Source organism: Pseudomonas japonica (assembly GCF_900188455.1).
Taxonomy (GTDB): domain Bacteria; phylum Pseudomonadota; class Gammaproteobacteria; order Pseudomonadales; family Pseudomonadaceae; genus Aquipseudomonas; species Aquipseudomonas japonica.
In genome coordinates, this window is record NZ_FZOL01000022.1 from 40,287 (window position 1) to 53,637 (window position 13,351).

Annotated in this window: 12 protein-coding genes; 8 read left to right on the top strand and 4 right to left on the bottom strand. The window is 66.7% G+C overall.

All coding sequences use genetic code 11. The features are described from left to right. The first annotated feature begins 16 nt into the window (after window positions 1-16). Window positions 17-889, top strand: coding sequence for a LysR substrate-binding domain-containing protein (locus CHB99_RS22965; protein WP_042128595.1), 873 nt, complete (start codon window positions 17-19; stop codon window positions 887-889). A 70-nt stretch (window positions 890-959) separates the two neighbouring features. Here the strand turns inward: CHB99_RS22965 and CHB99_RS22970 are convergent, their stop codons facing one another. The 4 genes from CHB99_RS22970 to fae all read right to left on the bottom strand — a co-directional run bounded on the left by CHB99_RS22970 (window position 960) and on the right by fae (window position 5,385). Further along, a complete protein-coding gene (locus tag CHB99_RS22970) occupies window positions 960-2,315 on the bottom strand; it encodes an MFS transporter (RefSeq protein ID WP_042128593.1) in 1,356 nt (451 codons plus the stop codon). A gap of 82 nt (window positions 2,316-2,397) precedes the next feature. Next, the gene (locus CHB99_RS22975) at window positions 2,398-3,831 is read right to left on the bottom strand and encodes an NAD-dependent succinate-semialdehyde dehydrogenase (protein ID WP_042128591.1); all 1,434 of its coding nucleotides are present in this window, start codon (window positions 3,829-3,831) and stop codon (window positions 2,398-2,400) included. Continuing rightward, a complete protein-coding gene (locus tag CHB99_RS22980; protein ID WP_042128590.1) occupies window positions 3,828-4,862 on the bottom strand; it encodes an aldo/keto reductase in 1,035 nt (344 codons plus the stop codon). The genes CHB99_RS22975 and CHB99_RS22980 overlap by 4 nt, the downstream gene beginning before the upstream one ends. A gap of 10 nt (window positions 4,863-4,872) precedes the next feature. Beyond that, window positions 4,873-5,385 carry a formaldehyde-activating enzyme gene (fae, locus tag CHB99_RS22985; RefSeq protein ID WP_042128588.1) on the bottom strand — a complete coding sequence of 171 codons (513 nt, stop codon included), beginning with the start codon at window positions 5,383-5,385 and terminating at the stop codon, window positions 4,873-4,875. A gap of 320 nt (window positions 5,386-5,705) precedes the next feature. Between fae and CHB99_RS22990 the strand changes: the two genes are divergently transcribed. The 7 genes from CHB99_RS22990 (at window position 5,706) to CHB99_RS23020 (ending at window position 13,118) form a co-directional block, all read left to right on the top strand. Next, window positions 5,706-6,431 carry a 2OG-Fe(II) oxygenase gene (locus CHB99_RS22990; RefSeq protein ID WP_042128586.1) on the top strand — a complete coding sequence of 242 codons (726 nt, stop codon included), beginning with the start codon at window positions 5,706-5,708 and terminating at the stop codon, window positions 6,429-6,431. Continuing rightward, complete coding sequence (locus CHB99_RS22995) at window positions 6,418-7,002, top strand: 2OG-Fe(II) oxygenase (RefSeq protein ID WP_042128584.1); 585 nt, start codon at window positions 6,418-6,420, stop codon at window positions 7,000-7,002. Before CHB99_RS22990 ends, CHB99_RS22995 begins: the two co-directional genes overlap by 14 nt. 104 nt (window positions 7,003-7,106) lie before the next feature. Beyond that, window positions 7,107-7,646 carry a P-loop NTPase family protein gene (locus CHB99_RS23000; protein WP_042128582.1) on the top strand — a complete coding sequence of 180 codons (540 nt, stop codon included), beginning with the start codon at window positions 7,107-7,109 and terminating at the stop codon, window positions 7,644-7,646. A gap of 125 nt (window positions 7,647-7,771) precedes the next feature. After that, on the top strand, window positions 7,772-8,995 hold the full coding sequence (locus CHB99_RS23005; RefSeq protein WP_042128580.1) for a DUF1444 domain-containing protein: 1,224 nt from the start codon (window positions 7,772-7,774) through the stop codon (window positions 8,993-8,995). 80 nt (window positions 8,996-9,075) lie between these two features. Continuing rightward, window positions 9,076-9,594, top strand: coding sequence for a sigma-70 family RNA polymerase sigma factor (locus CHB99_RS23010; RefSeq protein ID WP_042128578.1), 519 nt, complete (start codon window positions 9,076-9,078; stop codon window positions 9,592-9,594). After that, window positions 9,591-10,556 carry a FecR domain-containing protein gene (locus CHB99_RS23015; protein ID WP_042128576.1) on the top strand — a complete coding sequence of 322 codons (966 nt, stop codon included), beginning with the start codon at window positions 9,591-9,593 and terminating at the stop codon, window positions 10,554-10,556. Before CHB99_RS23010 ends, CHB99_RS23015 begins: the two co-directional genes overlap by 4 nt. A gap of 114 nt (window positions 10,557-10,670) precedes the next feature. Further along, the gene (locus tag CHB99_RS23020; RefSeq protein WP_042128573.1) at window positions 10,671-13,118 is read left to right on the top strand and encodes a TonB-dependent siderophore receptor; all 2,448 of its coding nucleotides are present in this window, start codon (window positions 10,671-10,673) and stop codon (window positions 13,116-13,118) included. The last annotated feature ends 233 nt before the right edge of the window (window positions 13,119-13,351 follow it).

The following is a 13,351-nucleotide window of genomic DNA, read 5'->3' on the forward strand; positions in this document are numbered from 1 at the left end:
CCCGGGGGGCCTCGCCGTGCGTCAGTTGCCCCCGCTCACCATGCTGCGCGTCTTCGAAGAGGTCGCGCGGCATCGCAGTTTCAGCCAGGCCGCCGTGCAGTTGAACGTCACCCAGGGCGCGGTCAGCCGGCAGATCAAGCAGCTGGAAGATCACCTCGGCGTGGCGCTGTTCGTGCGCACCCACCAGGGCCTGACCCTGACCGACGCGGGCCTCGCCCTGTCGCCGCAACTGGGCGCCGCCTTCGACCAGATCGAGCGCGCGCTGCAGGCGGTACGCGTGCCCAACCTGCGCCAGCGTCTGCGCATCCTCGCCCCGCCGACCTGGGCCACACGCTGGCTGTCCTCGCACCTGCGCGACTTCTGCCGGCACTACCCGGAGATCAGCCTGAGCATCACCCACCAGGCCAGCCATGAACACCTGGCCGAAATCGACTGCCGCATCCGCTTCGGCCTGGGCCCGGCGGAGCACTGGCACAGCGAGTTGCTGGTGATGGAGCGGCATGTGGCGGTGGCCAGCCCGGAACTGTTCGTCGACGGCGTGGCGCCGGACCCGCGGGCGTATCCGTTGCTGCACATCCTGCATGACGGCAAGCGTCTGCCGGTGTGGGAGAACTGGCTGGGGGCCACGGGACGGGATGATGTGGACGTGGCCAGCGGGTTGGAGTTCAGCACCCTGGACCAGGTGATCCATACCGCGCTGGCCGGGGGTGGCGTGGCGGTGATCGACCGGCAGATGATCGATCGGGAACTGCACGAGGGCAGCCTCGTGCCCATTGCCCCACTGGAAGTGCCGGGGCCTTATGGCTACTGGCTGGATGTGGCAGGGGAAAAGCAGGGGTTGTCGAAGGTGAGGCTGTTTACCGGGTGGTTGCAGGGGATCACGGTCTAAAGACTGGCGCCGAACCCTTGTGGGAGCGGATTCATCCGCTCCCACAAGGGTTACGTGCAAGCCTTGAGGTTCAAGCCACCGAAACCACCACCCCCTTCTCCCCGCCCTCGGCACTCGGCACCGTACACGCCTGGCTCAGGGTCAGCGCCTTGGTCTCCGGCGCCCAGGCCCAGGAAATCAGCGCACCGAAAGCCAGGATCCCGGCGAGGATGCCCATGGTCGGACTCAGCCCGATCCCCGCCACGCTCAACGGCAACAGGAAGGTACTCACCGCCGACCCCAGCCGACTGACCGCCGTGGCAAGCCCAATGCCGCTGGCACGCACCGGCGTCGGGAAGCTCTCCGCCGGGAACACCCCGACCAGGTTGCTCACCGCCGACAGCACCAGGGTAAACAGGCCGAACACCAGGACCATCAGCCACGCCGCACTGCCCGGCAGCACCGCCAGCAGGAACAGCGCCGCCGCCAGGATCACGAACGAACCGATGAGGAACCCGCGCCGCGAGAACTTCACCGTGCACCAGATCCCCAGCAATGCGCCGATGATCAGCAGCATGTTCAGCATCAGCTCGGTACCAAAGCCCTCGGCCAGGCCCATCTTCGCCAGGATGGTCGGCAGGAAGGTGTAGATGGCGAAGTACGGCATGACGATGCAGACGAAGAACAGGCAGTTGAACGCCGTGCGCTTGCGGTACTCGCGGCTGAACAGCGCCCTGTAGCCGGAATGCCGCTCCACGGCAGGCTCCTCGTCCAGCACCACGTGGGCGCCGAGGTGCTTGCGCACGATGGCCCGTGCCTCCTCGATGCGCCCACGGTTGACCAGCCAACGCGGCGATTCCGGGGTACCGATGCGCGCCAGCAGGATCAGCCCGGCGGGAATCGCCGAGGACGCCAGCATGTAGCGCCAGGCATCGTCGCCGAGGCTGAGCATGGCGGTGCCGACGAAGGTCGCGGCCACATAGCCGAAGGTCCAGATCACACTGAACGACCCCAGCAGCACACCGCGGTGCCGGCGCGGGGCGAACTCGGCGAGCATCGCGTGGCCGACGCTGAAATCCCCGCCCAGGCCGATGCCGATGAGGATCCGGCAGGCCAGCAGCGCCGCCGCGCTTTCCACGTAGAACTGCATGACCGAGGCCAGGGTGATGAGGACGAAGCTGATCAGGAAGATCTTCTGCCGGCCGAGGTGATCGGAAATCCAGCCGAAGAACAGGCTGCCGAGAAACAGGCCGATCAGCGCCGAGGCGCCGATCAGGCCCTGCCAGAAGGCATCCAGTTGCATCTGCGGGCTCAGCAGGGTGAAGGCGATACCGATCAGGCCGAGGATGTAGCCATCGGTGAAGTGCGCGCCGAAGGTCAGCCCGGCGATTTTCAGGTGGAAGCGACCGATCGGCAGATCGTCGATCTTGATGGGTTCAACGGACATGTTCGTCTCCGGTTATTGTTCTTGAAGTAGAGATGAAGCCGAAAAGCCGCCGGCAGGGTTGCCGGCGGTGCCTGCCTGGGGCTCAGAGTCCGCCCATCAGCAGGTATTTGATCTCCAGGTATTCGTCCAGGCCGTACTTCGAGCCTTCGCGCCCCAGGCCCGATTCCTTGATGCCGCCAAACGGCGCGAGCTCGGTGGAAATCACCCCTTCGTTGATCCCGACCATGCCCGCCTCCAGGCCTTCGGCCATGCGCCAGACACGGCCGATATCGCGGCTGTAGAAGTACGCCGAGAGACCGTAGGGCGTGTCGTTGGCGGCCTGCAGCACCTCGGCTTCGTCCTTGAAGCGGAAGCAGGCGGCCACCGGACCGAAGGTCTCGTCGCTGGCGATGAGCATGTCGCGACCGGCCTCGGCGAGCACGGTGGGCTCGAAGAAGGTCCCGCCGAGGGCATGCCGACGACCGCCGCAGACCAGGCGCGCGCCCTTCTCCAGGGCATCGCCGACATGGGCCTCGACCTTGGCCAGAGCGGCGGCGTTGATCAGCGGGCCCTGCTCGGTCTCGCCCTCCAGCGCCGCGCCGACGCGCATGGCCTTGACCGCTTCGGCCAGTTTGTCGACGAAGGCGTCGTACACCCCGTCCTGGATGAAGAAGCGGTTGACGCACACGCAGGTCTGCCCGGTGTTGCGGAATTTCGAGGCCATGGCGCCTTTCACCGCCGCGTCCAGGTCGGCGTCGTCGAAGACGATGAAGGGGGCATTGCCGCCCAGTTCCAGAGAGACCTTCTTCAACGTGTCGGCGGCCTGGCGCATCAGCAGCTTGCCGGTGCGGGTCGAACCGGTGAAGGACAGCTTGCGCACCACGCTGGAGGCTTGCAGCGCGCCGCCAATCGCCACGGCATCGCCGGAGACGATGTTGAACACGCCGGCGGGAATACCGGCCTGCTCGGCCAGCACCGCCAGGGCGAAGGCCGACAGCGGGGTTTCCTCGGACGGCTTGAGCACCATCGTGCAACCCGCCGCCAAGGCCGGACCGACCTTGCGCGTGACCATGGCCAGGGGGAAGTTCCACGGCGTGATCGCGGCGACCACGCCGATCGCTTCCTTGACCACGACGATGCGCGCATCGGCCTTGTGGCTGGGGATCACATCGCCGTAGGCACGCTTGGCTTCCTCGGCGAACCATTCGAGGAAGCTCGCCGCGTAGACCACCTCGCCCATGGCCTCGGCCAGGGGCTTGCCCTGTTCGCGGCACATCAGGGTCGCCAGTTCGCGCTGGTTGCCCAGCATCAGCTCGGCCCAGCGACGCAGACGCTGGCTGCGCTCTTTCGCGGTCAGCCCGCGCCAGGCCGGCAGGGCGCGCTCGGCGGCGGCGATGGCCAGGCGGGTTTCCTCGGCGCCGGCCTTCCGTACCTGGGTGATCGGCTCGCCACTGGCCGGGTCGTTGACCGTGTAGGTGGCGCCGCCAGTGGTCCATTGGCCGTCGATGTAGTTGCCGTTGCGCAGCAGGCCGCTCATGCCACCGCCTCGCTCAGCAGGAAACGCTCGATGCCCGGGCGCGGGGTGCGCAGGATGCGCTTGCCGGCGGTGTAGTCGTTGATCACGTCGCACGGCGTGTAGTTGCGTTCCAGTTCGTGCAGCTCCTCGGCATCCAGACGGGTCTCCAGGGCCGCCAGGGCGCTGTCGAACTGCGCGGTGGTGTCGGCGCCCACCAGCATGCAGTCGACGCCGCCATGCTGCAGCGCCCAGGCCTGGGCCACCTGGGCGTTGGACACACCGCGGGCACGGGCCACGCGCTGCACCGAGCGGGCGATCTCGAAGGACGCCTCGTCGCTGTACATCTGCTGGGTGAAGAAGTCGGTCTGGTTGCGCGTCGACTGCACGTCGCCGGTCAGCAGGCCGCGGGCCAGCGGGCTGAACACCGAGACGCCAAGGCCCTGGTCGCGGCAGAACGGGATCATCTCGCGCTCTTCCTCGCGGTAGGCGAGGTTCAACTGCAACTGCATGTTGATCGGCTTGACCCAGCCATTGCGCTCGCAGCACAGGAGGATCTTCGCCAGTTGCCCGGTGAGCATGGTGGACACGCCGATATAGCGGGCCTTGCCGGCTTTGACGATGTCGTTGAGCGCGCCCATGGTCTCTTCCACCGGCGTGTTCACGTCGAAGAAATGCAGCATGTACAGGTCGACGTAGTCCATGCCCAAACGGGTCAGGGAGGCGTCGATGCTGTCCATGATGTGCTTGCGCGAATGACCGCTGGCGTTGATCCCGCCGCGGGTGCCGTAGCCGACCTTGGTGGTGATCACCAGGTCTGCGCGACGGGCCAGGCGCTTGACGATGCGCCCCACCACTTCCTCGCCGACGCCGGCGGAATAGAAGTCGGCCAGGTCGATGAAGTTGACCCCGTTGGCCAGGGCGTGGGCGACGATCGGCTCGCTCTGCTTCTCGTCGAAGATCCACGGTTTCCAGTCCGGGGTGCCCATGTTCATAGTGCCCAGGCACAGGCGCGAGACTTCCAGGCCGGAATTGCCCAAACGAATGGTTTGCATGGCGGCGACCTCAGGCTTTCGGGGTGTAGAACGGGTTGCTGATGCGGCCAACCACATCGGCCAGCTGCGCGCGTTCCGGCTTGCCGGTCAGGGCGGCGCGGATCGCGGTGCGGCAGGCGTTGTAGTTGTTCAGGTAGACAGCATCGAGGTCGTCGCAGGCGGGGTTGACCCAGTTGGCGGTGACGATCGCCCATTCGTCCTCGGCTTCGGCCGGCAGGGTACCGTCGAGCAGGGCTTCGCTGACCGCCCTGGCGATCCCGGCCTGGGATGCGCCCCAGGTGGCGTTGCCGTGCAGCTCGCCGTCGATGGCGGCCTTGTTCACGTACAGGGTCATCGGCTTGACCGGGATGTTCGGCTGGGCGATCACCATGAACGGGCAATGGCCCTGGCTCGGCGAGGCGAGGCTGTTGGCGAAGGCCTGGCCGGCGGGGCCGTTGCGCGGGCCGATGAGGATGTTGATGTGCGCCGCGTTGACGCCCGGGCCTTCGAAACCTTCACCGATGTACAGGTCAAGTTCTTTCATCTGCAAACACTCTTTGTTGTTGGTGGGTGTGTTTGCCGGTTTTGTATCACCGCGCCGGGGCGGGGCTGGAACCACATAAAGTCATGGGGGTATGAGGGAAAGTCATGGCACTGGCAACGGTGGTGTCGCGGCGCACGCCATCGCGGGCAACGCCCGCTCCCACAATGTCCTGGGCCGGCCCCAGGACGTGTGGCCGACGCGGTCCTTGTGGGAATGGGCGTTGCCCGCGATGAGGCCGTCAGGTTCGAACGCAAGGAACGGAGTTCTCCACTCGATCCGGACACCTATCCTGAACCCACCACAGGACCAGGGCCCACACCATGCAGACCAGTCTCCAGCTTGCCTTTCCCCCTACCCTCCCAGAACCGGACTGGCCCGCCCTGTACCAGTCCCTGAACCAGTCCGGCTACGCTCGCCTGCCCGCCCTGCTCGATGCCGGAAAATGCCGGGACCTCGTCGCCCTGTACCAGCGGGAGTCCCTGTTCCGCTCGCGCATCGTCATGGCCCGCCACGGCTTCGGCCGCGGTGAATACCAGTATTTCCGCTACCCGCTGCCAACCGTGGTGGAAGACCTGCGGCAATCCTTCTACCCACCCCTGGCCAGCCTCGCCAATGAGTGGAACGCCAGGCTCGGCAAGCCGACACGCTTTCCCGCGAGCCTCGCCGCCTTCCTCGCGCAATGCCACGCCGCCGGCCAATGCCGGCCCACGCCGCTGCTCCTGCAATACCGCGGCGGCGACTACAACTGCCTGCACCAGGACCTCTACGGCGACCTGCACTTTCCGTTGCAGATGGCGATCCTGCTGTCCCGCCCGGGCGTCGATTTCGAAGGCGGTGAATTCTGCCTGACCGAGTATTCCAGCCGCGAACATCGCGCCGAAGTGGTCCCGCTGGAACAAGGCGATGCGCTCATCTTCGCCGTGGCCGAACGTCCGCAGGCGGGGCTGCGCAAGGGCACGCGCAAGGTGCTGATGCGCCATGGCGTCAGCCGCGTGCGGGCCGGCCAGCGGCACACCCTGGGAGTGATCTTCCATGATGCCCGCTGACCTGCTCGAACGCCTCGACGAAGACGGCTTCATCCTGCTCCCCGGCTACCTGCGGGAGGCACACTTCGGCTCCTGGGGGTTGCTGCGCACCCTGCAGGCGACCTTCTATCCGGCACTGGCCGAAGTCGCCAACCACTGGCGCGCGCGCTTCGACCAGCCCGGTCGCTACCCGCGGCAGTTCAGCGAATTCCAGGCGCAGTGCCGCGCCGCCGGCCAGGCCGTCGACCCGTCCCGCTTCACCCGACTGGGCGAGCAGGACTACCTGGCGCTGCGCCACCGTGGCGCGGACACGCTGGCCTTTCCGCTGCAGATGGTCGCGCTGTTCTCCGCGCCCGGCGAGGACTTCAGCGGCGGCGAACTGCTGCTCACTGAACAGCGCCCGCGCCTGCAATCCAGGCCGTTGGTCGTACCCCTGCGCCATGGCGATATCGCCTTCTTCCCCAGTCACCGCCGCCCTGTCGCCGGCGGCCATGGCTACTACCCGATCACCACCCGGCATGCCATCAGCCGGGTGCGCGGCGGACAGCGGCTCGGGCTGGAACTGTACTTTCACCTGGTCGCTACGGCATGAGCCTGCCCCATGGATGCGGATGTCCTTCCCGACCGGGTCCAGTGTTTCCAAACCCTCGGCCGTTGCAGTAGACTCCCGCGCTTTTTTTGCGCAAAGGACTGCCCATGCAACGCATCGTCATACTCGGCAACGCCGGCAGCGGCAAATCGACCCTGGCGCGCCAGCTTGGCCAGCGCCTGGGGGTGCCGGTGGTGCACCTGGACCGATTGTTCTGGGAGCCGGACTGGATCGAAGCGGACACCACGCTGTTTCGCCAGCGGGTGCGCGAGGCCGTGGCGTCCGACACCTGGATCTGCGAAGGCAACTACGCACGCAAGACCTTCGACCTGCGCCTGCCCCGCGCCGACCTGGTGATCTGGCTCGACACCCCGCGCCTGACCTGCCTGCGCCGGGTGATCCTGCGCAGCCTGCTGAACCGGCCACGCCCCGATCTGCCGCACGGCTGCCGCGAGCGCATCGACAAGGCCTTCTTCGCCTTCCTCAAGTACGTCTGGACCTTCGACCGTGACTACCGCCCCGTCATCGACCAGGTGCGCCTGGCCGTCGCGGCGCAGGTACCGGTGATCCGCCTGCGCGATGCCGGTGACCGCGCGACCTTCCTCGCCAGCGCCGGCTGTGACCGATCGCTCATTTCCAACGGATAAGCGTCACCGATCGGTCATATTCGTCGGCACTAAATGAATTTCCCGCCGCACTCAGGGTCTTTGAGAAGCTCGTGCCGTCGTGGCGCGGCGCACGGAACATCCGCACTCATGGAGGAGCCTCCCGCATGCTCGGCGCCCTGCTCGACAAAGTCTTCAACCGCCCCCTCGACGCCCGGGGCTTCGCCCGCAAGCTGATCGCGGCCGCGCGCGACGCGGGCTATCGCGAACCGCTGGACTACCTCGCCGACGAATTTCGCATCCGCCATGGCGACGGCGCCTACTTCAACCTGCACAACGCCTTCCGCGACTACCAGAACGCCGACAGGCCAGGCAAGGCCGCGGTGCTGGAGGGCTACGTGGCGACCCTGCTGAGGTCGCGGGACAACACCGCGCGCGGCTTCGACGACGTCCGCGCGCGGCTGCGCCCGGTGATCCGCAACCGGGCCATGCTCGAAGAAGTACGCCTGCACCACCTGCGCAGCGAGGGCCGCGATGCCACCTACGCCGTGGTGCAGCGCCCGCTGGCCAGGGATTGCGTGGTGCTGCTGGCCATCGATCATCCCGAGTCCACCGCGACCCTGACCAAGGGCCCGGAGGCCCATTGGGGCGTGGACATCGACGAGGCCCTGGCGATCGCCCGCGACAACCTGCGCGCGGACACCCTGGAGGCGTTCGAGGAGATCATCCCCGGCCTGTACATCGGCCGCTGGGGCGACGGTTACGACATCAGCCGCGCGCTGTTGCCGGACGTGCTGCAACGCGCGCCGATCAAGGGCCAGCCGGTGTTCATGATCCCCACCAGCGACATCCTGCTGGTGGCCGGCGATCGTGACGAACCGGCCCTGCGGCAGATGGTCGAGCTGTGCTTCCAGGCCCAGGAAGGTGGCCGTGTCGTCTCCGGCCAGATGCTGACGTTCCAGGACCTGCGCATCGTGCCCTTCACCCCCGCCGACGAGCCCCTGCGGGCGCGCCTGGCAACCCTGCAGCAACTGATGTGGCAAGGCGCCTATCACACGCAGAAGGAACTCCTCGACAGGCTCCACGCCGAACGCGCCGAAGACCTGTTCGTCGCCACCTACCTGCTCTACGAACGGGCCGACAGCGGTGGCTGCACCTTCTCCCTGTGCAGCTGGACGCAAAGCGTCGCCAGCCTGCTGCCGAGGACCGACCGGGTAGCGCTGGTGGCGCTGGGCGAGGACGGCGTGAGCAATACCCGGCTGGTGGAATGGACGCAGATCGAGGAACACGCGGCGGGCTTGCTGGAGCCGGTGGAGGCCTACCCGCCCCGCTACCGAACCCTGGGCTTTCCCTCGAGCGCACAGCTGGAAAGAATGACGACCCTGAGCTGAGCGCCTGTTCCCAAACCTCTGAAGCCTGAATACAATTGCGACCCATTCTTATCCGTATCGGTGCGATTCAGGAGTTCCAGGTGGTCAGCGCAACGCCCCCTTCCCCGCTGCAACACGAACTGCACGGCCTGTACCGCGACCATAACGGCTGGTTGCAGGGCTGGCTGCGCAAGCGCCTGGGCGACCGCGAACGGGCGGCGGACATCGCCCACGACACCTTCCTGCGCCTGCTGGTCAGCGGCCGCCTGCCCAGCGTCGGCGAGGGCCGCAGCTACCTGGCGCAGATCGCCCGCAACCTGGTCATCGACCAGTGGCGCCGCCAGCGAATCGAACAGGCCTACCTGGACAGCATCGGCCATCTGCCGGAGCCGCAGTCGCCGTCGCTGGAAACCCGTGCCCTGGTCATCGAAACCCTGCTGCAGATCGACAGCATGCTCGATGCCATGCCGGGCAAGGTGCGCGAGACCTTCCTGCTGTCGCAGTTCGAGGGCCTGACCTACCCGCAGATCGCCGAGCGCCTGGGCATCAGCCTGAGCTCCGTGCAGAAGTACATGACCCGGGCGATCCAGGCCTGCTACCAGGTGCTCTACGCCGAATGAACCCGTCCCCGCATGCGCCCATCGCCCCCGCCGTGATCGAGCAGGCCAGCCACTGGCTGATGCTGCACTGGGGCGGTGAACTGGACGCCGAGCAGCAGAACCGTTTCGCCGCCTGGCAGGCCGCCGACCCCGAACACCGGCGCGCCTGGCAACGCCTGGAACACCTGCAGGGCACCCTTGCCGGCGTGCCCGCGGGCACCGCCAGCCAGGTGCTGCGGCAGTTGCCGGACGCGCGCAAGCGCCAGACCCTCAAGCTGCTCGGCCTGCTCCTGGTGGCCGGTGGCAGCGGCTATCTGGCCCAGCGCCAGTTGCCCTGGCGCGAGGCCATGGCCGATCTGCGCAGCGGCACCGGCGAACGCCTGCAACGGACCTTGAGCGACGGCAGCCGCCTGAGCCTGAACAGCGCCAGCGCGGTGAACATCCGCTACGACGCGACGCAGCGGCGCATCCAGTTGCTCAGCGGCGAACTGCTCCTGGACAGCGGTCATGACGCCAGCGCACGCCCACTGATCGTGGAGACCGCCGCCGGCGAAATCCAGGCGTTGGGTACGCTGTTCTCGGTGTACGAAGTCGACGGCGGCAGCCGCGTCGAACTGTATGAGGGCGCCCTCGAACTGCGTCCGCGCAACGCCGCGGCCCTGCGCCTGCGGGCGGGCCAACGGTGCTGGTTCGACGCCGCACGCTTCGGCCCGCTCGGCACGGCGCAGCGCGATGCCATGGCCTGGCGCGACGGGCGCCTGATCGCCGAACGCATGCCCCTCGGCCAGTTCGTCGGCGAGCTGTCACGCCATCGACCCGGGGTGCTGCGCTGCGACCCGGCGGTGGCGGCACTGCCGCTGACCGGCGTGTTTCCCCTGGCCGACACCGATCGCGTGCTGGCGGCGCTGGAGCAATCGCTGCCGGTCGAGATCCACCGCCTCACCCGCTACTGGGTGACCATCACTCCCCGCACCACTGCCTGACTGCCCGCAAAAAACGACCGCACAAAAAACTTCATCGGCTCGATGACGTTTTTTCCGACTCGCTCGGGATACCTCCTGAAACCAATAAAGACGCATTCTCAAGAGGATCCCGGAGTGCCCCATCTGCCCGCTTCCCAGCGCTCGCCGCTGAACCTTTCCATCAGCCGCGCCGTGTTCGCCGGCCTGCTCGCCAGCGCCCCGCTGCTGCCCGGCGCCATCGCCCCGGCGCAGGCGGCGACCGCCGAACAGAGCCGCACCTACGCCATCCCCGCCGGCAATCTCGACCAGGCCCTGAACCGCTTCGCCAGCGAGGCCGGCATCCTCCTGTCGGTGGACTCGCGCCTCACCGCGGGCAAGCGCAGTCCGGGCCTGGACGGCCACTTCACGGTGGACGAAGGGTTGCAGCGCCTGCTGCTCGGCACCGGCCTGGCACCGATCAATGCCGGCGGCAACTACGCCCTGGAGCCGACCCGCGCGCCGGGCGATGCCCTCGAACTGGGTGCCACCAGCGTCAATGCCACGGGCCTCGGCGCCACCACCGAAGGCACCGGCTCGTACACCACCGGCTCGACGAGCACGGCGACCCGGATGAACCTGTCGATCCGCGAGACCCCGCAGACCATCACCGTGGTCACCCGCCAGCGCATGGACGACCAGCACCTGGGCAACATGACCGAAGTGCTCAACCAGACCCCTGGCATCACCATGTCCCAGGATGGCGGCGAGCGCTTCAACATCTACTCGCGGGGCAGCGGCATCAATACCTATCAGTTCGACGGGGTGACCACCTTCCAGGACAACCAGACCCGCAACATGCCCAACACCCTGCTGGACATGGCGCTCTACGACCGTATCGAGATCGTCCGCGGCGCCACCGGCCTGATGACCGGCGCCGGCGACCCCAGCGCGGTGATCAACGTGATGCGCAAGCGCCCGACCCGCGAGTTCAAGTCCTACGTCCAGGCGGGGATCGGCTCCTGGGACTACTACCGCGCCGAAGCCGATGTCTCCGGCCCGCTGACCGAGAACGGCAAGGTACGCGGGCGTTTCGTCGCCGCCGAGCAGGACAACCACACCTTCATGGACTGGTACAGCCAGGACCGTGGCCTCTTCTACGGCGTGCTGGAAGCGGACATCACCGACAGCACCCTGGTGCGCTTCGGAATCGACCGGCAGACGTACAAGGTCAACGGGGCGCCGGGAGTGCCGCTGATCTACACCAATGGCGAAAAGACCCGCCTGTCCCGCTCGAACAGCTCGGACGCCCGTTGGGGCTACGACGACTACGAAACCAGCAACTACAGCCTCGGCCTGGAACAGCAACTGGCCAATGACTGGCAGTTGAAGGTCGCCGCCAACTACATGGATGTCGAGCGCGACACCTTCTCCTCCTACGTCTCGACCCGCACCAACCGCTCCTATCTGGAGCCGGACGGCTCGACCTCCATCAGCGCCGGGGTGGCCTCGGCGAACCAGTACCAGAAAGGCATCGATGCCAACCTTCAGGGACCGTTCGAGCTGCTGGGCCAGACCCACGAGCTGATCGTCGGCTTCAACTACCTGGAGTACCAGAACCAGCACCGCGAATATGCCGGCCCCGATATGGACATCAACTATTTCACCTGGCGCAACCAGACCCCCAAACCGGGAGACGACGAGCTTTCACCGAGCATCAAGTACGACATCTTCAACCGCCAGAGCGGCTACTTCGCCGCGGGCCGCTTCAACGTGACGGACAGCCTGCACCTGATCCTCGGTGCGCGGGCATCGAGCTACCGGTTCGACTACAGCCTGGGCATCATCGACAGCCCCGTGGCACCGACCACCTATTCGATGACCGAGCGTGGCGTAGTGACGCCTTACGCGGGTGTGGTCTATGACCTGACGCCGGAGCAGTCGGTCTACGCCAGCTACACCGACATCTTCAAGCCACAGAGCAACGTCGACATCTCTGGCAGGCCGCTGGATCCGGAAGTCGGCAAGAACTATGAACTGGGCTGGAAGGGTGAATTCCTCGACGGTCGGCTGAATGCCAACGTGGCTGCCTACCTGGTGCAACGCGACAACTTCGCCGAAGCCACCAACGAGCTGGCACCCAGTGGCGCGACCGCCTCGAAAGCGGTGGACGGAGCGCAAACCAAGGGCATCGACCTGGAACTGTCGGGCGAAGTACTGCCCGGCTGGAATGTCTACACCGGCTACAGCCATACCCGTACCGAAGACGCCGACGGCGTGCGCCTGACCTCGCAACTGCCCATGGACACCTGGCGGTTCTGGAACACCTACCGCCTGCCCGGGGCCTGGGAAAAACTCACCCTGGGTGGCGGGCTGAACTGGAACTCGGCGTCGTCGCTGTACTTCTCCCGCTACGCCAGCCGGGTCACCCAGGACGACTACTTCGTCGCCAGCCTGATGGCGCGCTACAAGGTCAACGAACACCTGGCCGCCACCCTCAACGTCAACAACCTGTTCGACGAGAAGTACTACGCCGGCATGGCTGGCAGCTACGGCCATTACGGCGCGCCACGCAACGCGACCGTGACCCTGCGCTACGACTTCTGATCGTCCTCCGAACGCTGGCCCCCAGGAGCTGGCTTGTCGGTGTGCCGACGAGCCAGCTCCAACAGGAAGCCAGTGTGCCTTCCTGCCGCCCTGGAATATGCCGATGTCGCTTTCAGCCAAGAACGCGGCAAACCCAGGCAACAGACACCTCACCGATCGGCCTAGCTTCCCTGGACGGACGCGAACGACGACAGCGACAGGAAACCGACCTGTCAACAGATCCTGGCCCGTAA

What these genes read in the sequence shown, in the direction of transcription:
- CHB99_RS23015 (WP_042128576.1), top strand. Translation starts at nt 9,591, where the DNA reads ATGAACCCGTCCCCGCATGCGCCCATCGCCCCCGCCGTGATCGAGCAG.
- CHB99_RS22975 (WP_042128591.1), bottom strand. Translation starts at nt 3,831, where the DNA reads ATGAGCGGCCTGCTGCGCAACGGCAACTACATCGACGGCCAATGGACC.
- CHB99_RS23000 (WP_042128582.1), top strand. Translation starts at nt 7,107, where the DNA reads ATGCAACGCATCGTCATACTCGGCAACGCCGGCAGCGGCAAATCGACC.
- CHB99_RS22980 (WP_042128590.1), bottom strand. Translation starts at nt 4,862, where the DNA reads ATGCAAACCATTCGTTTGGGCAATTCCGGCCTGGAAGTCTCGCGCCTG.
- fae (WP_042128588.1), bottom strand. Translation starts at nt 5,385, where the DNA reads ATGAAAGAACTTGACCTGTACATCGGTGAAGGTTTCGAAGGCCCGGGC.
- CHB99_RS23005 (WP_042128580.1), top strand. Translation starts at nt 7,772, where the DNA reads ATGCTCGGCGCCCTGCTCGACAAAGTCTTCAACCGCCCCCTCGACGCC.
- CHB99_RS22995 (WP_042128584.1), top strand. Translation starts at nt 6,418, where the DNA reads ATGATGCCCGCTGACCTGCTCGAACGCCTCGACGAAGACGGCTTCATC.
- CHB99_RS22990 (WP_042128586.1), top strand. Translation starts at nt 5,706, where the DNA reads ATGCAGACCAGTCTCCAGCTTGCCTTTCCCCCTACCCTCCCAGAACCG.
- CHB99_RS22970 (WP_042128593.1), bottom strand. Translation starts at nt 2,315, where the DNA reads ATGTCCGTTGAACCCATCAAGATCGACGATCTGCCGATCGGTCGCTTC.